We start from the raw sequence: 19,752 nt of genomic DNA, 5'->3' as shown, positions 1-19,752 counted from the left end.
GCATCCTCCTTCAACCTAAAAGTAAAGCTGATCAATAATGGTCAGGTAGTCAACTCTTGCCTGATAATGAAATGGAATGCGATAACCCTGACGCTGAATTGTTTCATACGGGATCGACTTTTTCCCGCCATTTAAATGATTATCCCAGAATGGGAAAAATGTTTCAGCAGGGATGCAATAGGTTTCATTATAGACAGAAAAACGAATAATTAAAAAGGTTATACCGCCGTGCGTGGCTATCGATTTCATATGGCTTATTTGATGTTCATGAATGTTGCCAAGCGGGAACCTAGTCTTATTTTTTGTTTCCTTGGCTTCAAAGTCAATATGCTGTCCACGATATATGCCATTGTAATCGGTAGTAGAAGGCTGCTTAAAATAGCCCTCTGTAATAACAGCGGCACTCCGCTTGGGATAATGAACGTTAACGATTTGAACAGGTGTCGGCTTTTTATGGATCATAGCCTTATCCATTTCACGATAAAACGTGTTGGTTGCGTTTATATCCGCTTCCAGTGTCATCCCCCGATTACTAAAGCTCATGGTTTGATTTGCTGCCGATGGACGGCGGGAATACTGACTTTTTTTGCCGTTTGGATAATCCACTGATACGCCTCCTAAACCTGATTACAGTATCATATCAAAAAAACCAATCATTGACTATATATACGTAAAAAAGGAGTTATTGCATGACAACTTTCCGGTGGCACAACCATGATTATATCCATTATATACGATCCCAAACCGATAAGCACAACGTGGATAATATTGCTCGTACGAAAGCTTATCAGCGTTTTTATGCCGCTTTTCCGGAAATTAAGTGGGCTTTTTTGGCCAGTATGGTTTCCCGGAATGCAGGCTGGAATATGACGGACTTATGGCTGTCCCCTTTTATAGCAATCCTTTCAGCCAGGCAGCGCTGGAGCATGTTTATGACTTATGAACGTTCTAACTGGCTTATCTTTGCAGATGCCTATCCGCAATTATTGCTTTATCAGCTTTCGATAGATACCCAGCAGTCACTGTTTCATTTATTACCGGCGTTTCAGGTTTCCCGCTACATGCAACAGGAGTGGGAAGTGTTTTGGCAGCATCAGGATGCTGAGCGCCTAATGCTGGCGCTTATCATCAATGAGCAAAATGTTATTGAGCATCCTGTTATTAAGCAGGACTATTTTAAGTACCGTGTTTTCCTGCGTCCAGCATATTTCCTGCAGGATTTTTTCCTTTTAAACGCTGTTTTGCTGCCAACAGCATCACAGCATGTATATGGTGCATTCGTTCATGACTTTACAAGTATTAATAAACGAATTGAAATGGGGAAAACACTCGCCTCGATTGTGTTCCACCCGCAGGTTTACCGCCCGTTGCTTGAATTTGCCCAGTCAGTTGAACATACCGGCTCACGGCGGGATTATGAACGCTATTGCGGTATAGAGATAGAAGCCGCTCCTCTGCTGCGTTCGGTCTATCCGGTCATTGCTCATCAGGATAAATGGCGGCGAGACTGGAATAAACGAAAAAGGGTTCAAGCAAAGTGGCTGGCCACTGTATCCTTAACCCCAGATCCCCAAATTAAAAAGCAATTTTATAACCGGCGACGGCTGATGTATGCTTACAGTCATGTCAAAGATATTTTAACGTAAAAAAAGGATTTGTGATAGCACAAATCCTTTTTATAAGACATTCTTCCTAATTTAGACACGTATTTTCTGTACCATGTTTATGCGTTTCAGGTTGAAGGGCGGTTCGGGCCGTCTAATTTTTTATCGCGGCTGCGGTTTGCTTGTTTCTGATGATGGCGGTTTGTTTTTTGTTCAGATGGTTTCTTTTTGCCCATATGCTTCCCTCCTAACAGTCTTTAGTGTGTCTAAAAAACAAGGATCTACACGGTTTTTAGCATGCTTCTTCTAGTTTTGTCGGACAGGAAGGGAATAGGGGGCAAAACACGAAATACGACTATAGGTATTATAAAAAAGGAGATGTTTTCCTAATGACCATCCCTCTTAAACAACACCAATCCAAGCAGAAGCAGGAAGCCGAAAAAGCACTAACCAAACTAGCTGATCAATTACATCTAATGGAAGAAAAAATAACAACAGTTAGCGATGGACGTTTCGAGAAGTCTTATCAGCCGCGTTTTAAACAGCATAAATAATATCAGTTGCATTAATATTCGAAGCTGCCATGTTACTGCTTCTCATTTGAATTTGCCTCCATTTCAGGAAAAGGTCGTTATACCGGCTGTTTTTTAACAATCTGAATGGTAAACTGGAAATGGCCATTAAACTATAGCAGAGGATAGGATTGGTATGACGTTAGAACAGCAAACCAGACAGCTTGTTGAACAGCTTGATCAATTGAAAGCAATTTATGAGGCAAATAATCCACCGGAAAGCAAACTCGATAAAGCTTTTTTTGAAATGGTTAAAAAGCGCACAGAACCTGTTTATGCACTACTCGCCGAATGGGAGGAAAATGCACTCAGGGCTGTTAAAGAACGAAAGATAAATATGCATCCGCAGCAGGTCTCATCAACACGCGAGAATATGGAGCTTTTGCTGCTCAACAGTTACTATGTTGACGTGAGACGCAAGCAGTATATGGAATTTCATCACTCCATCCAGTTCATTCTGGATCAGCTGCTTAATGAACTGAAAAAGGTCTGAATCCCTTTACAAACCACATATTTTTGCTTATAATATTCTCTCACTCACATTATAGGAGATGAAATAAGATGGGGTCACAGACATTACTGGATAATGCAAATGAAATGAAAGCACGAGCTTATGTTCCTTATTCCGGTTTTCCAGTTGGCGCTGCTCTAATAACGGGATCTGGAAAGGTCTATACAGGATGCAATATTGAAAACGCTGCCTACCCAGTCAGCTGCTGTGCTGAACGTGTAGCTATCTTCAACGCTATTTCGGATGGTGAGTATACGTTCACGGAGATGGCAGTCGCGGCTGATACAGAACGGCCAGTCCCGCCATGCGGTTCATGCCGTCAAGTTATGAGTGAATTTTTTGATCATGACACGGTCATTTATTTAACAAACAACAATAATGAAACGAAGCCTGTCACAGTTGATGATCTGCTGCCATTTTCATTCCAGTCAGATGATATGGACAAATGAGGCCAGCATGCTCAGCCCCATTTGGTGAAGCGTGAAGTTGGTATGAGACAACAAACGGGTATCATGTTATACTGAATTAGGCATACATGACATCATAAGGTCATATAAATTCCTATGGACAGGTATTGTTATATACATGAATAATTGACAGTCTGAGGTGAACGGAGAAATGAGTGCCAATCAGATTCAGCTGACAGGAAAAGATATACTGGAAAAAGAATTTAAAACAGGTATGCGAGGCTACAATCAGGAAGAGGTCGATGAATTTCTGGATACAGTTATACAGGATTATGAAACTTTCCAGCAGGAGATTGATAGACTGCAGCAGGAGAATGAGCGGCTCAAAAAACAGCCTGATCAGGCGAAAAGCCGCACATCTGCACCGAATCACCAAGTCAATTACGATATACTTAAACGTGTGTCCAACCTTGAAAAAGCTGTTTTCGGCAAAAAATCGACAGATTCCGAATCATGATTAAAATTACCAGTGTATTTGTTTAAGATTTGTGCTATAATGAATGACGAAATGAATTGAGTACTTGCGTAATCGCTGTATATCTATCATATACAGAGGAAAGTCCATGCTCACACAGGCTGCGATGCCTGTAGTGTTCGTGCCTGATGAAGTCATAAGTCAGGGTAGCCCGAACAAGCTAACGGCAGTGGAACATCCTAAATCAAATGACAGGGATAATGACACTTGAAAGTGCCACAGTGACGCAGCTGGATTGGAAACAGTCCGGGTGGAACGCGGTAAACCCCACGAGTGAGCAACCCAAATATTGGTAGGGGCATCCTTGATTAGGGAATTGAACCGAAAAAGGGACAGGCATAGGTTTATGTCTGTAGATAGATGATTACGACCGGATGTACAAGGCTGACCACCGCAAAAGTACCACGGAACAGAACATGGCTTATCAAGTATTCAATGGTCTTTTAACGATTAACGGGTAACCTTTCTGATACAGTTCAGAAAGGTTTTTTAAATGACGCCAGCATGTGGTAAACTGATTATGCTTTTACTCTAAAACGAAAGGAAAAACGTTATGGCACAAACAGTAAGGTTGCTAGCAACAGCAGCTATGGGACTGGAATCAGTCGTTGCACAAGAAGTTAAGCAATTAGGTTATGACGTGCAGGTTGATAACGGCAAAGTTATGTATGATGCGCCCATATCAGCTATCCCTCGCAGTAATTTATGGCTTCGGAGTGCGGATCGCGTCAAGCTGCAGATAGGACAATTTGAAGCTGCGACGTTTGATGACTTATTTGAAGCGACAAAAGCATTGCCATGGGAACAGTTTATAACTGAAGAGGGGAAATTCCCTGTTTCAGGAAAGTCAGTGAAATCAACGCTGCACAGCGTCCCCGATTGTCAGGCTATCGTCAAAAAAGCGATTGCGGAGCGTTTAAAGTTAAAGTACGGTGTAGCCGGAAAATTAGCTGAAACGGGTGCGCTATTTAAAGTTGAAGTAGCGATACATAAAGATGAGGCTGTATTGACTATTGATACATCTGGTTCGGGATTACATAAGCGGGGCTATCGCACAGGGCAGGGTGAAGCTCCATTAAAAGAAACCATGGCAGCAGCCCTGGTTCTGCTGACGAATTGGAAACCGGATGAACCATTCCTTGATCCATTCAGCGGTTCGGGAACGATTCCGATCGAAGCTGCATTAATCGGTCAGAATATCGCACCTGGCTTTAATCGCGATTTTGCTTCTGAAGAGTGGAAATGGATTAAGAAGCGTTATTGGGACGAAGCCTTTGAAGAAGTAGAAGATAAAGCCAATTACGATCAGAAGCTTAACATTAGGGGATCGGATATCGATCACAAGCTGATTGGCATTGCGAAAAGTAACGCTGAAGAGGCAGGACTTGGTGATCTGATTACCTGGAAACAAATGCAGGCACGTGATCTGACAATTACGGCGACCAATGGCTATTTGGTAACGAACCCGCCATACGGTGAACGCCTTGGGGACAAGTCGGAAATTGCTTCACTTTATCAAGATTTAGGCAGCATTATGCACACACACCCCTCATGGAGTGTCTATATCCTATCGGCATTTGCCGAATTTGAGAAATACTACGGCGAAACAGCTACAAAAAAACGAAAACTGTTTAACGGATTCATTCAGACTGATTATTATCAGTACTTCGGAAAAAAACAGAATAACGTATGAAAAATGGTACATTTTACGCAAAAACAGGGGCAAAAGCGCCCCTGTTTTTTATTTAAATAATCTATTGGATAAGTGTTATATTTTTGCCGAAAATAGCCAAACTATCTAACACGGTACGGTTAGGTTGTAACATATAAAGGAGGATCATCGAGTGATTAGCTCAGTAGGCATCGGGATCCCACCACACGATATGACTCAAGCATCTATTAAGTCTTTGGTTAAAAACATTTTCAGCAGTGAGGAAGAACGATTGGTTAACCGGCTGTTACCAGTCTTTGACCATGCGCAAATTGACAGACGACAGTTAGCAGTTGATGCAGACTGGTTCAAACAAGCGCATTCATTCGAAGAGAAGAATACGCTTTATCAAAAGCTTGCCGTTAAACATTCACTGCAGGCAATTGATGCTTGTTTAACGAACCAGCAGTATTTGCAGCAGACTGTCCCCTATGAAGCAATCGATATGATTATATTTGTTTCCAGTACAGGATTGGCCACACCATCATTGGATACGTTCTTGATGAGTGAACGCCCGTTTCGGGAAGATGTTAAACGGATGCCGCTTTGGGGCCTTGGGTGTGCAGGAGGTGCAAACGGTCTGGCGCGAGCTCATGATTGGATCAAGGCACACCCTGATCAGAATGTGCTCCTTGTCTGCTGTGAATTATGCAGTCTCACCTTTCAAAAAGATGATGTGCAAAAAAGTAACATTGTTGGAACGGCGCTGTTCGGAGACGGTGCAGGAGCAGCACTGGTGATAGGGGACGATTCGCCGCTAATGGCATATGGAAAAGGTTCTAAGCCGCGTATTGCTGATACCAGTTCAGCTACTAAAAAGAACAGCCATGATGTCATGGGCTGGCGCGTGACCAATGCTGGTCTTGAAGTCATCTTTTCAAAGCAGATTCCCGCACTCGTGCGGTCGTTCTGGCAGCAGCATATGACTACATTTTTACATAAATCACGGATTGAACCACAATCCATTCAATCGTACATAGCTCATCCTGGCGGCAAGAAAGTTCTTGAGGCTATGGCAGGCGTCGTGCAGGCGCCTTCTGATTTATTCAAGCATTCGTATGGTGTGCTCCAGGATCATGGAAATATGTCCTCTGCAACCATTTTATATGTGCTGGACAGATGGATGCAGGAGCCGGTCAGTGACAAGTTCCCGAGTATCTTATCAGCACTGGGACCGGGATTCAGTTCAGAATTATTATTATTGGAGTGGGATGAGAGATGACAATATGGATGTGGATTTTGTTAATAGCCATAGTAGGACAGCGGATTACAGAACTGCTGATCGCCAGAAGCAATGAAAAATGGCTTAAGCGATTTGGAGGCATTGAAAAGGGTGAAAAACATTATAAATGGTTTATTCTGCTTCATTGCAGTTTTTTTCTGGCAATCATCGCTGAAATATCACTGACGCAGTCACCCGCGCGTATTAATTTAACCCTGCTAAGTATCTTTTTGGCCGTTCAGGCCAGCAGGGTATGGTGTATTCAATCACTTGGCCGGTTTTGGAATACAAAGGTGATCGTACTCCCGGGAGTCGCCCGCATTAAAAAAGGTCCTTATAAATTTGTTAAGCATCCAAATTATATTATCGTGGCTGTTGAATTGTTTATTATTCCACTGCTCGTTGGAGCGCAAATAACGGCCTTTCTGTTTCCGGTTCTTCATTTATTATTAGTCCGCGTCAGAATCCCCCATGAAGAAGAAGCGCTGACCAGGACAACTTAACGGCCGTCTGTTTATTTTAAACGTGAGACAGTCAAATACAAAACGGCGGCAATCTATGTCAGATTACCGCCGTTATACAGAGACTCAGTCAGTTATTGTTTAGCAACGTTTGCAGCTTGAGGGCCACGGTCACCCTCAACAATATCAAACGTCACATTTTGGCCATCTTCGAGTGTTTTGAAACCTTCTTCCTGGATAGCGGAATAATGGACGAAGACATCATTTCCTTCCTCCACTTGAATAAAGCCATAGCCTTTTTCCGCATTAAACCACTTTACAACACCATTTTCCATTATTGAAATCCTCCTAAAGCATTCATGCAAAGCAGATAACCGGAATAAAAAACAGCCCCTGCAGAAGTGCTGGATCACGTTTACATCCAGTTTCATAGAAGCTGTTTGTCGTTAATGAATCCGCATCTTCTTTGCTTATATTTACTATAGCTCAATTAAATAGGGGAGTCAAGAAATGGAAATAAATTATGCCATATTTTCGCAATTAAACCATGATTACAAGAAATCATGCCTCATCGTTTTTAATCTAAAGGATGTTTTATATCATTGATTGCGTTACACTGGAACCAATAAAAGGCCCATGGCTCAAACAAACTTTAACAGGGCACATAGCACTCAGTTGAATCCCAGCTGAGAAGGAGTTGTCTTAATGATGGACAGACTGTTACTTATACGGAATTATGTGTTTAATTTATTTGACCGAGACGTGAGTGGTCATGATTTTTTTCACATGCAGCGGGTTGCCCAAATGGCCCAATCCATTGCGGTCCGGGAACAAGCTGATTTATTCATTACAGAAACGGCTGCATGGCTACACGACGCGGATGATCATAAGTTATTTACGGACGGCGAAAAACAGCAAAGGGAGATCACGGAACTGCTGCAATCAATTGCTTGTTCAAGCAACGAGATTAGTCAAATCAAAGAGGCTATTAGAGAGGTCTCGTTTACAAGAGGCGCGATACCAGCCTCATTGGAAGGAAAAATTGTTCAGGATGCAGACAGACTGGATGCGATCGGAGCGATTGGAATTGCCCGCGCTTTTGCTTATGGCGCAACAACCGGCCAAACATTTTGGGATGATCAGGAAACGCTGCAGCCATACACAACGATTCAGCATTTCTATGATAAATTACTCAAGTTAACAGACATGATGAATACGGATGCTGGTGAAGCGATAGCTGCTCAGAGACATCAGTTTATGACGCAATTTTTGCAGCAATTTTTCGCTGAGTGGCAGACATCGAATATCAGAATCGGGCAGCTGACGTAGGTCTGCCCGAACAATAACGGTAGCTTACCGGACGCTGCCTGCCCCTATATACCGTTCATTCCAATAAGAATTACTTAGTTTGCTTTTTTCCACGCCACGTGATTCGCCGGCGTGAATAAACTGATCGTTGCCAATGTAAATGCCCATGTGGGATGGTCCAGGTTTATATGTTTCAAAAAAGACAAGATCACCAATTGATGGACTGTTAACGTGTGCTGTAAAATTCCACATCTCGCTTACTGTGCGCGGTACAGACTTATCCTCCATTTGAAAAATGTATTGAATAAAGCCACTGCAGTCAAATCCGTCTGGTGATTCGCCGCCCCAGTCATACGGTGTCCCAATCTGGTTACGCGCCGCTTTGATAGCCTGCTGATGCTGATTATCCTGTCCCTTAACTTGTTTTGGTTCCTGATTCACTGTTTCTGCTGCTTTTTCTGACTTTTGATTTTTTTGTTCCTGTTCGTCTTGCGTTGACGTTGCTTTTTTCCCGTTGTTCGCGTTGTCATCTGGTTCACTGTTTTGGTTTTCTTTAGACAGCTCTTCCATAGCTTCTTGATCGATCAGATCCATATCAAGTTCTTCTTCAGCTGTTTTAACTGCTTTTTGAGTAAGCGGTCCATATAAACCATCAATGTTACCCTGGTAATAATCAAAATGATCAAGCGCCAGCTGAAGCGTTTTGACATCGGCTTGATCCATACTCGGCTGAACGGATCCCGACATGTTTTCTAACTGTGTTTTGTAGCGGTTGTCTTCGTTTTCAATAATCGTATTTAATATTTTTTGGTCTGCCTGTTCGGTGATTGTCAGGTCATGATGATCCTCGAAATTCTGCAGGGCACGTTCTGTCAAAGAAACAACATTACTTTCAATTTTCTGGTCAGAGGACGATGATTTGAGGCTTTTCTGCTGCAGCGTTATGGTTGCTTTATCATGATCAGCGTATTGCAGTTGTTCAGCTTCAGCCAGTTGCTCATGTTGCAGTGCAGGATATGCATCAGCATAAAAGGCGAGCGGCTGACTTAACACGCAGGTGTACAGGACCGATTGTTTTACAAAATGACGCATTGGCCCATTCAGCATGCAATAACCCCTTTCTTGTATGACTTTTTAAAGGTTTATGTCCTGTTCAGCGTGCTTATGCGGAACATGGGGGTTAAGATTGTGTTACAGTACATTAATTTGCTGTAATGTCGTATTTTATATTATTATTACTGGTGAGGTGGGAAAATGCTAACAGGTGAACAAAGTTATCTAAATTTATGTCAGGATATATTGAAGCACGGGACACAAAAAACAGACAGGACCAATACTGGTACCTATTCCGTATTTGGCCGGCAAATGCGGTTTGATCTATCCGATGGTTTTCCGTTATTAACAACCAAAAAAGTACCTTTCCGGCTTGTTGCCAGCGAGCTTCTCTGGTTTATGAAAGGGGATACCAATATTCGGTATCTTATCCAGCATGACAATAATATTTGGAACGAGTGGGCTTTTAAACAATGGGTGGAAAGCAGTGAATACGACGGACCTGATATGACAGATTTCGGAAATCGCAGGCAGAAGGATCATCAGTTTAGACAGCTCTATCAGGAACAGATGGCAATCTTTAAGAACAATATACTGAATGACCAGGCTTTTGCGGAAAAATTCGGCGATCTGGGTAACATTTATGGAAAACAGTGGCGTGCATGGCAAACAACGCGAGAGGAAACGATTGATCAGCTGTATAATGTTATTCAGTCAATCCAGCATAATCCGGATTCACGCCGTCATATTGTTTCTGCCTGGAATCCGGAAGATGTGCCATCTATGGCGCTTCCACCGTGTCACACGCTATTTCAGTTTGATGTCACGAATGGAACTTTATCATGCCAGTTGTATCAGCGCAGTGCCGATATGTTTATAGGTATTCCTTTTAATATCGCGAGTTACGCATTGCTCACGTATTTAATTGCCTATGAATGTGGTCTGGAACCAGGTGAGTTCATCCATACGTTGGGGGATGCTCATATTTATACAAACCATATTGAACAAGTGAAAACACAGCTCGGCCGCAGTCCCGGACCAATGCCGGCTCTCACGATCAACACTGATAAGTCATCGATTTTTGATTTCACGACAGATGACTTTTCACTTATTAATTACAACCCGCATCCTTCTATTAAGGCACCGATTGCGGTCTGATTAAAAAGGGGAGATAACGGATGATAGCACTGCTTGCAGCCATGGACCGAAACCATGTGATTGGTTACCAGAGTGAGATGCCGTGGCACTTACCGAATGATTTGAAATTTTTTAAACAAATCACGACTGGGCATACCATTATTATGGGACGGAAAACCTTCGAATCCATTGGTCGGCCGCTTCCCAATCGCAACAATATCGTTCTTTCCAGCCAAGTGAGATCCTTTCCTGAGGGAATTGAAATTGTTCGACGTCCCGAAACTGTCTTAAGCAGGCATGAACAGTCACTGACAGAATCGTTTTTTGTGATTGGCGGTGAAACGATTTTTAAACAATTTCTGCCATATGCAGACCGTATGTATATTACGTGGATTGATGATGTTTTTCCTGGTGATACATATTTCCCAGAATTTTCGCAACAGGAATGGCACTTGTCGTCTCAGGAAACTGGCGAGAAAAATGCCCGAAACCCGTATGATTATTACTTCCTGCAGTATGACCGGTATCAATCATGAAGCGCTGCTGGTTTCCCTGATCAGAAAATCCGGTCAGGCTGTACGAATATCTTTGTTCCTAACAGGACAAACTATGTGTGTGAACAGTCATGACATCCTGAGCACAGTTGATAAATAGTTGTTTTTACGTCGTTTGCCATGTTAAACTTGCCCTAGTATTAAAACTTTTTAGAAGTATGCCAGCAAGCGTGAAACGTTGTCCATACTTTGCCTTAAGAAGGTGTGTATTTGTGAATATCGGTTTTCCGGGATTGATCCTCGTATTGGTCATTGCTTTAGTCATTTTCGGGCCGAAGAAACTGCCGGAAATTGGCAAGGCCGCTGGCAATACCTTGCGTGAATTTAAGACATCAGCTCAGGACTTAACGCGTGACACATCTGATGGAGCAAATAAGACAGACAAAGATAAGCTGAAAAAATAAACATGTGGAGTGATAAATAATGGGTTTGGGCAGTATTGGTATCCCCGGTCTTATATTAATTCTGGTTATTGCTCTAGTCGTTTTCGGACCATCTAAATTGCCTGAAATTGGAAAAGCAGTCGGAAGTTCACTTAAAGAATTTAAAAATGCAGCGAAAGATATTGTATCCGATGATTCCGAGAAAAAATGACAATCAGCCAAAAGAGATGGGCAGATAAGAAAGGTGTAGGGGGCAGCCTTACATCTTCTTTATGCTTATATTAGGAGTGTGTACGCATGTCTGAGGATCAGCAAATCAGCGAAGATAAGGATATGGATGTGGTCGGTCATCTGTCCGAGCTCAGAAATCGTCTGATCGTTACAGCTGTTTTTTTTATTGTCTTTTTTGCCGTTGGCTTTATCTATATTGACAGGATTTATGGTTTCATTGAAGATGATCTGCCATTCAAATTAAGTGTGACCGGTTTAACCGATTTAATCTCAGTTTATTTAACTCTGGCAGGCGTTGCTGCGTTGATCGTGACGCTGCCGCTCCTATGTCTGCAGGTATGGCTGTTTATAAGACCGGGATTAACCAAGCCTGAGCGACGAACAAGTTTAATTTATATTCCAGTTATCTTTATTTTGTTTATTGCAGGCCTGGCTTTTGGCTACACCATTTTTGTGAAGCTGATTATCCCATTCCTTCTATCGTTAAATGACGGTATGTTCAATGAGATTTTTACATATGATCGTTACTTTAAATTATTATTCAGGATTGTCATTCCATTTGCTTTATTTTTTGAAATTCCGATTCTCGCGATGTTTTTAACCCGTTTAGGTATGTTAACACCGCAGTTTATGCGCAAATCAAGAAAGTATGCCTATCTAATACTTGTGATTGTCGGCGCATTGATCACACCGCCGGACTTCACCCTGCAGCTTGTAGCGATTGTTCCGCTCGTTTTATTGTATGAAATCAGTATTTATCTGTCCGGATTTGTATATCGCAAAAAGCTGAAACAGCACCAGGAATTCATGGAAGATAGTGATTCCTGACATCTAAACAGCATGGGGGATGGAAAATGCGTTCATTTTATCATTATGCGTTAACTTACCGAGGGGGAAAAGAGCCGAATGCCAAAAGCCGCTTGGCTGAGTGGCTCTTTTATGATCACAGCTTCCCAAAACAATCTACAGATTATTATGAAATTAGTAATTATCTGGAGTTTAATAGTCCTTTTCCCGATGCCTTAGCAGCATTTGATCAACTCTGGGAAGCCTATAAATTAGATAATCCGGATTAAGTCCTGAAAATCATTCTTTTCAGACAATATGGTCGTTTTTTCGTGATCATTTGCAGCAGAAGTGTCTTATTATGCTGACTTGCGCGGTTTCCCGGGCAATAATTTATCAGCGAAACTCAGGCTTATGTTTATATATGTTGGTCTGCACTTTCCTCTATATCACACGTACAATAACCTAAGTGATCAGTATAAGGGGAGGATATAAATGGTCTGGCCGATCCAACAGCAGCCAAATAATTTTATGACACCTAACCAAGGAGCGTTTCCTAATGGTATGCCTCAGCCTCCGCAAACGGAAGAAGGTGGTTTAAAACAGGTTTTTAAACCACAGGGGCAGGGCGGTCAAGGTCTTTTGTCGCCTGAACGAATCAGCGGTCTTTCACAAAAATTAGGAAATCTACAGCAAGTATTAAGTATGGTCCAGAGAACAGCCCCAATCATTCAGGAATACGGGCCCATGGTTAAAAACTTGCCGCCTCTCATAAAAATGATGCGAACATTAAGCAACGACAATAACGCTGATACAGGTGATCCAGAGGCAGAGGACGATGATGCAGATGACGTTATCCCCGATCTTCCTGAACAGGAGAATACCAGCATTGATCCTTTGGAAACAACGGCAGACACAGAAAATAGAGCAGAGACTTTTGATTCACCAGCTGCACCCAGAATTAAAACAGGTGAATCAACTCCTAAATTATTTATTTAATTCAAGCAGGCATAGTGGTTGATTTTTTTGGCTAAAAACGAAAAAATAGGGTTAGAGTGATCCTGAATCTATGGAGGTATTTTATGACGACCGAATTAGCGACATTTGCAGGCGGCTGTTTTTGGTGCATGGTCGAACCGTTTGATGAAAGACCAGGAATTGAAAGTATAGTTTCCGGTTATACGGGCGGACATGTGGAAAATCCGACATATGAGCAAGTCGCCTCAGATACAACAGGTCATGTGGAAACTGTTCAGATTGCATTTAACCCTGAGATAATGTCTTATGATGAGCTCCTTAATACATTCTGGCAGCAAATTGATCCGACCGATAGCGGTGGACAATTTAATGACAGAGGGGAATCTTACCAAACGGCTATTTTTTATCATAATGACAGGCAGCGTCAATTAGCCGAAAAGTCAAAAGAGCGATTAGCCGCAAGTGGTAAATTTTCCAAACCGATTGTGACACCCATACTGCCAGCTGAACCATTTTACCGGGCTGAAGAAGAACATCAGGATTATTATAAGAAACAATCATTTCACTATCGCCTGTATAAAAAGGGGTCAGGCCGTGAAGATTTTATCGAGAAGAATTGGCGCCAGACCCCCGATAAGGCTGAGCTGAAAGATAAGCTCACATCGACTCAGTATCATGTCACACAGGAAAATGGTACTGAGCGTCCTTTCGCGAATGCCTATTGGGACAATGAGGATGAGGGGATATACATCGATTTGATTTCAGGCGATGTTCTGTTTTCCTCACGTGACAAATTTGACGCGGCATGTGGCTGGCCAAGCTTCACGAAACCTGTAGATTCCTATCGCGTTGAGGAAAATACGGATACAAGCCATGGCATGGTTCGTACAGAAGTAAGGAGCAGGGATGCCGATTCACACTTAGGTCATGTTTTCGAGGATGGTCCAGAGGAAGCAGGGGGCTTGCGCTATTGCATGAACTCGGCAGCCATGAAGTTTATCCCGAAAGATGACATGAACGAACAAGGGTACGGAAATTATTTGTATCTGTTCGAATAAGGGTAACTATAATATGATTATGTAAACCAACACAGGAGCGAATAGCGTTGATACACTTGAATTGGGGAGACAGCAAACCCCTTAAAACAATTGAATGTGTCCATGCAACGGCTGACAAATTCATTGTTCATAATAAGCTAACACCAGGCAAACAGTACGCTGTGAAAAATGAAACAGATGAATTTTACTTTATTATTGATAACAGTCAGCGAGTCGGTGGATTTTACAAACATTATTTTAAAGAATTGGAGTAACGAGCCCCGCGAGGCCGGTTACTCCTCATCATGACTTGGGCATGATTGCGTGCCGAAGTCATGATACATATAAATTGGCCAGCATAATCCCCAAGGCTTCCTGATAAATGCTCTCAAACTGCTCAAATGATAGGGGATTGACACCAGCTCCCAGCTCTACGGTATAACCGGGACGTCTGAATTCCTGAATAAACCAGTCTTTAAAGCCTGCATAACTGTCTAAATTCTGTACTGGCCGGTATCCACTCACACGACAGTATTCTCGGGCTATGGCCTTCGCATCTGAGGGCTCCAAATCTGCAAATCCCCAATAAATTTCTTTGCCTTGCGTATGCAGCGCCGTAACACGTTTGAAATCGCGTTTCGCTGTCAACGCTTGCATTGCCAATGCTTCCGGCTCGGTTAGTGGATGGGAACCAGGGTAATCTCTTGGCTGGGGTGAATCTGGTTTTCGTTTTGCTTCTGTATCCCAACAGGCCGGGTACTGATTATTCAAATCAACGCCTGTTATATTTGCTTTCCAATTTGCAAAATCGTTACTCTGATTGTTTAAAGTGAGGACTTCGGTCTGGTAAGCACCGGCTGCTTCAACACCCTCTATAACCAGATCAACGCCATCTAAATTCACCATCGGGACAACTGATAAATGAGTTTGTAAAAAATAGGCGTGGAGGTTCATACCCCTAATGGGGAGCTGATTTGTCAAAGCTAGGAGATATTCATTTAAAAAACGCATAATAACAGCTGTTGTTATCCATTCATTAGCATGAAACGAACCATTGAGATGAACATGCGTTTCTCCGGTACCGATACCTAATTCAGGTATTGTTTTTCCCATGACCGTAGAACCGGCGGATTGTGAACGCATAAAAGGATAAACCGCCATAAGTTTCTGGATGTCACGCTCCAGCTTAGCCGATGTATAATGATCACAGTCAGTGATAATGAAATCGTTGACAGGTTCTGGTATAATAATCTGATCATAATGAGACAGTTCATCCGGGCTGACCAGCTGATTGGTTACTAATAGTTGATCAATGAGGATGTTTCGTTCAATAGCTATCGTTTTTAAGGTATGGCGTGGACTGGATTCAAAAAATAGGGCATAACCAGGAATCTGAACTGTTTGGCCACGCGGCAGCACCTCGGCATCGAATCCCTGATTGGCTTGTTCAAGCAAAATCAGAGGAACATCAAACAGCTTACTGTAATAGGTCAGCGTATCATTCGGGCGACTGACAATTTTCACATAGCATCACTCCTTGCTTTTATCGGCACATAACGATTATATGAACTAAAACAATTTTTATTAAAAGGGATGCCATGCATGTGGAGCTTATAGTGAAAAATTTTGAAAGCAGATTTTTTAAGCCGCTATCTGGCATATATGATAGCGGCTTAAATTTACTTTATAGAAAATCTGCGAAAACCCTGTTCTTTCTGCTGTGTTGTTACCTCGATGTCATGCACATGAATAGATGGACTGAACCCTTTTCTGAGTTTCTGCAGAAAAGATTCTACCTGACTATCTTCACCTTCTACTTCTAATTCGACGGAACCATCTGGCTGATTTTGCACCCATCCTTTTAAATTATACTGTTCGGCATGCTGTTGTGCCGTATATCGAAAGCCCACTCCTTGTACCTGGCCGGTAACAATCGCGTGTGCCAGCATCTTAAGTCACTCCTTTAAAAAAACGTTCTATCTTTGTATAACCGTTTAACCCCTTTTTTAAAACACATTAAACTGAATAAATTATCATTAGATGCCCAAAACTAAAAATCAGCATCTAAATTGTAGTGATACACGGAAGGATTGATATAAGATGGTTCAATTTCCGCAGTTTCCACAAGCACTCTGGCGAGATTCTGCAGAACTGCCTGATTTTCCAGACCTCAATAAATCAATTCAGACGGACATTGCCATCGTTGGGGGAGGCATCACCGGCCTGACAGCTGCTTATATTCTGACTAAAGAGGGCCGGAACGTAACGTTAATTGACGCCAGCAATGTATTAAACGGTGTTACCGGTCATACAACTGGTAAAATAACCGCTCAGCATGGTGTTATTTACGATGAACTCATCCAGCACTTTGGCGCGGAAAACGCATCTCTGTATTATGAGGCCTGCATGGATGCCAAACAATTTATTGCAGATACCATCAGCGCCCAAAACATCGCGTGTGATTATCAAGAGGAAGATGCTTATATTTTCACGAATTCAGAAGATTATACAGCTAAGCTGCAGGCCGAGAAAAACGCTTATGACAAGCTAAACATCTCAGGTGAACTAACTGACAGCATACAACTGGATATTCCTGTGAAATCAGTGCTAAAAATGAATGATCAGGCCCAATTCCATCCTGTGAATTATTTGAAAGGTCTCTTAAATGAAGCCATTCAAAATGGCTTGACTTTATACGAACAGACAACAGCAACCGATATCGAATACAATAAACATCCATCTATTGTGACACAAGACGGTCACCGGATTAACGCCAATTATATTATTCAGGCATCGCATTTCCCATTTTATGATGGGGAGGGTTTTTATCCGGTTCGCATGTATCCAGAACGTTCTTACGTCATTGCTGTTAAAGTGCCGGAGTCATTTCCAGGCGGTATGTATATAAGCGCTGAATCACCGGTGCGATCGATTCGGTCAGCCAGCATAAACGGCGAAACATTCTGGCTGATTGCCGGTGACAGCCATAAGACGGGACAGGCCGAATCAACAATTGAACATTATGATGCTTTACAAGCCTATGCTGAAAAACATTTTGGGATATCTGAATTTGTTTACAGATGGTCAGCACAGGATTTAACAACATTGGATAAATTGCCATATATCGGACCCGTCAGTAAACATGAGGAAAATGTATTTGTTGCAACCGGCTTCCGAAAATGGGGAATGACACACGGAACAATTGCAGCCAAAATAATTAGTGATCAGATTCTTCAATACGATAACCCTTATCAGGAGTTTTTCACGCCGTCACGATTCGAGGCAGATCCATCTGTTCGAGAATTCACAAAAATGACAGCGGACGTTGCTAAACATCTCATTAAAGGTAAACTTGAATACACCAATGATAATGTCAAGGATTTAAAACCAGATGATGCCGTCATAACTAGAGTTAGCGGAAAACGAACAGGCGTCTACAAAGACTCAGATAATCAGCTGTACGCTGTTGATACGACTTGCAAACATTTAGGATGCGAAGTTAACTGGAATTCAGGTGATCGGACATGGGATTGTCCATGCCACGGATCACGTTATGATGTTACAGGTGATGTTATTGAAGGTCCGGCAAAAGAATCATTAGATAAAGTTAATCTGGAATAATGAACATAAATCACGCTGCAACATATTAGATGCCAGCGTGATTTTTTGTCTTGTCTCACTATCACAAGCATACTTGTTATTGAGACGATGCTGACTTATTTTAATCATTACTTCCTATAATATATATTATGTAAACCCGGATATAAAACTCAGCGAGGCAATATCCTCGTTGCTGAACACGTGTATTGCCCCGCTCCATACCAATTCTACTCGCTTCCACCATAACTTTGCAACAGTCTATACTATTTAAATTTTATAACCCATTCGGATGAAACATGTTTTTGAACATTTTAGTTTAACTGCTTGCCTTTTTCATAAAATGTTTCCATATCATTTTTTGGTACAAGTGCTCCGCCAGTTGCCCAAGCGACATGTGTTACCTGATCCATAGCAATTTCCTGGTCACGGCAATATTCCAATACGTGTTCAGGACCGGTTATACCTGATGTTGCGGATGGTTCCAGCCAGATGTCTTCACTGTCAGCAAGCATTGACAGAAGACGGTATAACTCATCGTCATCAATTGTATAAATGCCGCTTACCAGCTGATCAGTAATCGGGGTTGCAAATTTAGACGGACGTCCTACTGCCATGCCGTCTGCCTCAGTCTTGTTATCAATGCCAAAATCCTGGACGCTGACATGGTCCATTTCCCCGGTTGCAAGGCCGATCAAAACCGATGGTGAATGCGTCGGTTCCACAAAAAAACAATGCGCATGATCACCAAAGATTTGTTTTAGGCCAAATGTCAGACCGCCTGGTGAACCACCGACGCCACACGGCAGATAAAAGAATAACGGATGTTCAGCATCAACCGGAATATTTTGTTCTTGTAACTGTTTTTCCAATCGCAGCGCTGCAACACTGTATCCTAAAAACAAATGTTTGGAATCCTCATCATCAACGAAGTAGCCCTTCGGATTGGCGTTTGTTTCTTCCCTGCCCGCTGCAATCGCCTTACCAAAATCACCTTTATATTCCAGAACATGGGCACCTTTTTCCCGAAGCAAGTCTTTTTTCCACCGTTTAGCATCTTCGGACATATAAACAGATACGTCAAAACCAAGTTTAGCACTCATGATACCGATACTTAAACCTAAGTTTCCGGTCGAACCAACACCAATCGAATACTGATTGAAAAACGTCTTAAATCGTTCGCTGCTGAAAACTGCATAATCATCACTCTTTTTTAGAATGCCTGCATCAAGTGCCAGCTTTTCCGCATGCTGCAGTACTTCATATATGCCGCCCCGCGCTTTAATTGACCCGGCGATCGGCAATTCATTATCACATTTCAGATAGAGTGATCCTTCTACTGCAGGCAGACGTCTTGCCTGCATATGAGGAATAGGCCGCAAAGGTGACTCAAGCACGCCATGTGTCTCATGCGTATCCGGGAATTCTTTTTCGATAAAAGGAGCAAAGCGCTGCCAAAGTTCTTCCGCAGCTTCTATATCATCACGCGTTATAGGCAGAGATGCTTCGTTTATACCTTTGAAATTTGGATTCGTCCAAAAGACAGGTTTTAAATTCAGGACATTTTTTAAGACCGGATACTCCCGTTGCCATTCAGCGATTTCTACTTGTGAATAAACGATTTAAATCACCTTCTTCAATTTAATAGAGACATTCCTAAATAAA

Annotated in this window: 26 protein-coding genes and 1 other RNA gene; 20 read left to right on the top strand and 7 right to left on the bottom strand. The window is 42.3% G+C overall.

Annotation, left to right across the window (positions count from 1 at the left end):
• Window positions 1–15: 15 nt before the first annotated feature.
• Complete coding sequence (recU, locus tag ACZ444_RS08075) at window positions 16–606, bottom strand: Holliday junction resolvase RecU (protein ID WP_382361444.1); 591 nt, start codon at window positions 604–606, stop codon at window positions 16–18.
• Between the two features lie 83 nt (window positions 607–689).
• On the opposite strand from recU, the gene ACZ444_RS08070 reads away from it, so the two are divergent.
• Window positions 690–1,646 (top strand): DUF2515 family protein, encoded by a 957-nt coding sequence (locus ACZ444_RS08070; RefSeq protein WP_382361447.1) that lies wholly within the window; start codon window positions 690–692, stop codon window positions 1,644–1,646.
• Window positions 1,647–1,732: 86 nt separating this feature from the next.
• Here the strand turns inward: ACZ444_RS08070 and ACZ444_RS08065 are convergent, their stop codons facing one another.
• The gene (locus ACZ444_RS08065; protein ID WP_382361450.1) at window positions 1,733–1,840 is read right to left on the bottom strand and encodes a spore protein; all 108 of its coding nucleotides are present in this window, start codon (window positions 1,838–1,840) and stop codon (window positions 1,733–1,735) included.
• A gap of 153 nt (window positions 1,841–1,993) precedes the next feature.
• Here ACZ444_RS08065 and ACZ444_RS08060 point away from each other — a divergent pair, with 153 nt between their 5' ends.
• From ACZ444_RS08060 to ACZ444_RS08025, 8 genes are all read left to right on the top strand, one after another.
• Window positions 1,994–2,158 (top strand): hypothetical protein, encoded by a 165-nt coding sequence (locus tag ACZ444_RS08060; RefSeq protein ID WP_382361453.1) that lies wholly within the window; start codon window positions 1,994–1,996, stop codon window positions 2,156–2,158.
• Window positions 2,159–2,312: 154 nt separating this feature from the next.
• Entirely contained in the window at window positions 2,313–2,669 is a 357-nt protein-coding gene (locus ACZ444_RS08055) for a DUF1798 family protein (RefSeq protein WP_382361456.1), read from the top strand.
• A 68-nt stretch (window positions 2,670–2,737) separates the two neighbouring features.
• Window positions 2,738–3,136 (top strand): cytidine deaminase, encoded by a 399-nt coding sequence (locus ACZ444_RS08050; protein ID WP_382361459.1) that lies wholly within the window; start codon window positions 2,738–2,740, stop codon window positions 3,134–3,136.
• Between the two features lie 169 nt (window positions 3,137–3,305).
• The gene (gpsB, locus tag ACZ444_RS08045) at window positions 3,306–3,611 is read left to right on the top strand and encodes a cell division regulator GpsB (protein WP_382361462.1); all 306 of its coding nucleotides are present in this window, start codon (window positions 3,306–3,308) and stop codon (window positions 3,609–3,611) included.
• Window positions 3,612–3,671: 60 nt separating this feature from the next.
• An RNA gene (gene rnpB, locus ACZ444_RS08040) (RNase P RNA component class B) lies at window positions 3,672–4,058 on the top strand.
• A gap of 124 nt (window positions 4,059–4,182) precedes the next feature.
• Window positions 4,183–5,322 carry a THUMP domain-containing class I SAM-dependent RNA methyltransferase gene (locus ACZ444_RS08035; protein WP_382361465.1) on the top strand — a complete coding sequence of 380 codons (1,140 nt, stop codon included), beginning with the start codon at window positions 4,183–4,185 and terminating at the stop codon, window positions 5,320–5,322.
• Between the two features lie 151 nt (window positions 5,323–5,473).
• Window positions 5,474–6,562: a type III polyketide synthase gene (locus ACZ444_RS08030; RefSeq protein ID WP_382361468.1), complete on the top strand. Its 1,089-nt coding sequence runs from the start codon at window positions 5,474–5,476 to the stop codon at window positions 6,560–6,562.
• Window positions 6,559–7,065, top strand: a complete 507-nt coding sequence (locus tag ACZ444_RS08025) for an isoprenylcysteine carboxyl methyltransferase family protein (RefSeq protein ID WP_382361471.1) — start codon at window positions 6,559–6,561, stop codon at window positions 7,063–7,065. The genes ACZ444_RS08030 and ACZ444_RS08025 overlap by 4 nt, the downstream gene beginning before the upstream one ends.
• A 92-nt stretch (window positions 7,066–7,157) precedes the next feature.
• Here ACZ444_RS08025 and ACZ444_RS08020 read toward each other — a convergent pair whose 3' ends face one another.
• A complete protein-coding gene (locus tag ACZ444_RS08020; RefSeq protein ID WP_382361474.1) occupies window positions 7,158–7,358 on the bottom strand; it encodes a cold-shock protein in 201 nt (66 codons plus the stop codon).
• A 370-nt stretch (window positions 7,359–7,728) separates the two neighbouring features.
• On the opposite strand from ACZ444_RS08020, the gene ACZ444_RS08015 reads away from it, so the two are divergent.
• Window positions 7,729–8,352 carry an HD domain-containing protein gene (locus ACZ444_RS08015; protein ID WP_382361477.1) on the top strand — a complete coding sequence of 208 codons (624 nt, stop codon included), beginning with the start codon at window positions 7,729–7,731 and terminating at the stop codon, window positions 8,350–8,352.
• 24 nt (window positions 8,353–8,376) lie between these two features.
• On the opposite strand, the gene ACZ444_RS08010 is transcribed toward ACZ444_RS08015, so the two are convergent.
• Entirely contained in the window at window positions 8,377–9,423 is a 1,047-nt protein-coding gene (locus ACZ444_RS08010) for a C40 family peptidase (protein ID WP_464433248.1), read from the bottom strand.
• A 162-nt stretch (window positions 9,424–9,585) separates the two neighbouring features.
• Here ACZ444_RS08010 and ACZ444_RS08005 point away from each other — a divergent pair, with 162 nt between their 5' ends.
• From ACZ444_RS08005 to ACZ444_RS07965, 9 genes are all read left to right on the top strand, one after another.
• On the top strand, window positions 9,586–10,542 hold the full coding sequence (locus ACZ444_RS08005) for a thymidylate synthase (protein ID WP_382361483.1): 957 nt from the start codon (window positions 9,586–9,588) through the stop codon (window positions 10,540–10,542).
• Between the two features lie 20 nt (window positions 10,543–10,562).
• Complete coding sequence (locus tag ACZ444_RS08000) at window positions 10,563–11,057, top strand: dihydrofolate reductase (protein WP_382361486.1); 495 nt, start codon at window positions 10,563–10,565, stop codon at window positions 11,055–11,057.
• A 230-nt stretch (window positions 11,058–11,287) separates the two neighbouring features.
• Entirely contained in the window at window positions 11,288–11,479 is a 192-nt protein-coding gene (locus ACZ444_RS07995; RefSeq protein ID WP_464433247.1) for a twin-arginine translocase TatA/TatE family subunit, read from the top strand.
• 19 nt (window positions 11,480–11,498) lie between these two features.
• Window positions 11,499–11,669, top strand: coding sequence for a twin-arginine translocase TatA/TatE family subunit (locus tag ACZ444_RS07990; protein ID WP_382361492.1), 171 nt, complete (start codon window positions 11,499–11,501; stop codon window positions 11,667–11,669).
• An 86-nt stretch (window positions 11,670–11,755) separates the two neighbouring features.
• A complete protein-coding gene (gene tatC, locus ACZ444_RS07985; protein WP_382361495.1) occupies window positions 11,756–12,517 on the top strand; it encodes a twin-arginine translocase subunit TatC in 762 nt (253 codons plus the stop codon).
• A 26-nt stretch (window positions 12,518–12,543) separates the two neighbouring features.
• Window positions 12,544–12,765 carry a YozE family protein gene (locus ACZ444_RS07980; RefSeq protein WP_382361498.1) on the top strand — a complete coding sequence of 74 codons (222 nt, stop codon included), beginning with the start codon at window positions 12,544–12,546 and terminating at the stop codon, window positions 12,763–12,765.
• Window positions 12,766–12,970: 205 nt separating this feature from the next.
• Window positions 12,971–13,474 carry a VrrA/YqfQ family protein gene (vrrA, locus tag ACZ444_RS07975; protein ID WP_382361501.1) on the top strand — a complete coding sequence of 168 codons (504 nt, stop codon included), beginning with the start codon at window positions 12,971–12,973 and terminating at the stop codon, window positions 13,472–13,474.
• Window positions 13,475–13,557: 83 nt separating this feature from the next.
• On the top strand, window positions 13,558–14,511 hold the full coding sequence (msrA, locus tag ACZ444_RS07970) for a peptide-methionine (S)-S-oxide reductase MsrA (RefSeq protein WP_382361504.1): 954 nt from the start codon (window positions 13,558–13,560) through the stop codon (window positions 14,509–14,511).
• Between the two features lie 47 nt (window positions 14,512–14,558).
• Window positions 14,559–14,765, top strand: coding sequence for a DUF6501 family protein (locus ACZ444_RS07965; protein ID WP_382361507.1), 207 nt, complete (start codon window positions 14,559–14,561; stop codon window positions 14,763–14,765).
• 58 nt (window positions 14,766–14,823) lie between these two features.
• On the opposite strand, the gene ACZ444_RS07960 is transcribed toward ACZ444_RS07965, so the two are convergent.
• Window positions 14,824–16,014: a M14 family metallopeptidase gene (locus ACZ444_RS07960; RefSeq protein ID WP_382361510.1), complete on the bottom strand. Its 1,191-nt coding sequence runs from the start codon at window positions 16,012–16,014 to the stop codon at window positions 14,824–14,826.
• A gap of 155 nt (window positions 16,015–16,169) precedes the next feature.
• Entirely contained in the window at window positions 16,170–16,439 is a 270-nt protein-coding gene (locus tag ACZ444_RS07955; protein ID WP_382361513.1) for an acylphosphatase, read from the bottom strand.
• A 151-nt stretch (window positions 16,440–16,590) separates the two neighbouring features.
• Between ACZ444_RS07955 and ACZ444_RS07950 the strand changes: the two genes are divergently transcribed.
• Entirely contained in the window at window positions 16,591–18,111 is a 1,521-nt protein-coding gene (locus tag ACZ444_RS07950; RefSeq protein WP_382361515.1) for an FAD-dependent oxidoreductase, read from the top strand.
• 290 nt (window positions 18,112–18,401) lie between these two features.
• Here the strand turns inward: ACZ444_RS07950 and ACZ444_RS07945 are convergent, their stop codons facing one another.
• Complete coding sequence (locus ACZ444_RS07945; RefSeq protein WP_382361712.1) at window positions 18,402–19,709, bottom strand: D-serine ammonia-lyase; 1,308 nt, start codon at window positions 19,707–19,709, stop codon at window positions 18,402–18,404.
• Window positions 19,710–19,752 lie beyond the last annotated feature (43 nt).

It is taken from the genome of Lentibacillus kimchii (genome assembly GCF_055381965.1).
This window is presented reverse-complemented; position numbering and strand designations above follow the sequence as displayed.

What these genes read in the sequence shown, in the direction of transcription:
- ACZ444_RS08070 (WP_382361447.1), top strand. Translation starts at nt 690, where the DNA reads ATGACAACTTTCCGGTGGCACAACCATGATTATATCCATTATATACGA.
- ACZ444_RS08065 (WP_382361450.1), bottom strand. Translation starts at nt 1,840, where the DNA reads ATGGGCAAAAAGAAACCATCTGAACAAAAAACAAACCGCCATCATCAG.
- ACZ444_RS08060 (WP_382361453.1), top strand. Translation starts at nt 1,994, where the DNA reads ATGACCATCCCTCTTAAACAACACCAATCCAAGCAGAAGCAGGAAGCC.
- ACZ444_RS08055 (WP_382361456.1), top strand. Translation starts at nt 2,313, where the DNA reads ATGACGTTAGAACAGCAAACCAGACAGCTTGTTGAACAGCTTGATCAA.
- ACZ444_RS08050 (WP_382361459.1), top strand. Translation starts at nt 2,738, where the DNA reads ATGGGGTCACAGACATTACTGGATAATGCAAATGAAATGAAAGCACGA.
- gpsB (WP_382361462.1), top strand. Translation starts at nt 3,306, where the DNA reads ATGAGTGCCAATCAGATTCAGCTGACAGGAAAAGATATACTGGAAAAA.
- ACZ444_RS08035 (WP_382361465.1), top strand. Translation starts at nt 4,183, where the DNA reads ATGGCACAAACAGTAAGGTTGCTAGCAACAGCAGCTATGGGACTGGAA.
- ACZ444_RS08025 (WP_382361471.1), top strand. Translation starts at nt 6,559, where the DNA reads ATGACAATATGGATGTGGATTTTGTTAATAGCCATAGTAGGACAGCGG.
- ACZ444_RS08020 (WP_382361474.1), bottom strand. Translation starts at nt 7,358, where the DNA reads ATGGAAAATGGTGTTGTAAAGTGGTTTAATGCGGAAAAAGGCTATGGC.
- ACZ444_RS08015 (WP_382361477.1), top strand. Translation starts at nt 7,729, where the DNA reads ATGATGGACAGACTGTTACTTATACGGAATTATGTGTTTAATTTATTT.
- ACZ444_RS08010 (WP_464433248.1), bottom strand. Translation starts at nt 9,423, where the DNA reads ATGCGTCATTTTGTAAAACAATCGGTCCTGTACACCTGCGTGTTAAGT.
- ACZ444_RS08005 (WP_382361483.1), top strand. Translation starts at nt 9,586, where the DNA reads ATGCTAACAGGTGAACAAAGTTATCTAAATTTATGTCAGGATATATTG.
- ACZ444_RS08000 (WP_382361486.1), top strand. Translation starts at nt 10,563, where the DNA reads ATGATAGCACTGCTTGCAGCCATGGACCGAAACCATGTGATTGGTTAC.
- ACZ444_RS07990 (WP_382361492.1), top strand. Translation starts at nt 11,499, where the DNA reads ATGGGTTTGGGCAGTATTGGTATCCCCGGTCTTATATTAATTCTGGTT.
- tatC (WP_382361495.1), top strand. Translation starts at nt 11,756, where the DNA reads ATGTCTGAGGATCAGCAAATCAGCGAAGATAAGGATATGGATGTGGTC.
- ACZ444_RS07980 (WP_382361498.1), top strand. Translation starts at nt 12,544, where the DNA reads ATGCGTTCATTTTATCATTATGCGTTAACTTACCGAGGGGGAAAAGAG.
- vrrA (WP_382361501.1), top strand. Translation starts at nt 12,971, where the DNA reads ATGGTCTGGCCGATCCAACAGCAGCCAAATAATTTTATGACACCTAAC.
- msrA (WP_382361504.1), top strand. Translation starts at nt 13,558, where the DNA reads ATGACGACCGAATTAGCGACATTTGCAGGCGGCTGTTTTTGGTGCATG.
- ACZ444_RS07955 (WP_382361513.1), bottom strand. Translation starts at nt 16,439, where the DNA reads ATGCTGGCACACGCGATTGTTACCGGCCAGGTACAAGGAGTGGGCTTT.
- ACZ444_RS07950 (WP_382361515.1), top strand. Translation starts at nt 16,591, where the DNA reads ATGGTTCAATTTCCGCAGTTTCCACAAGCACTCTGGCGAGATTCTGCA.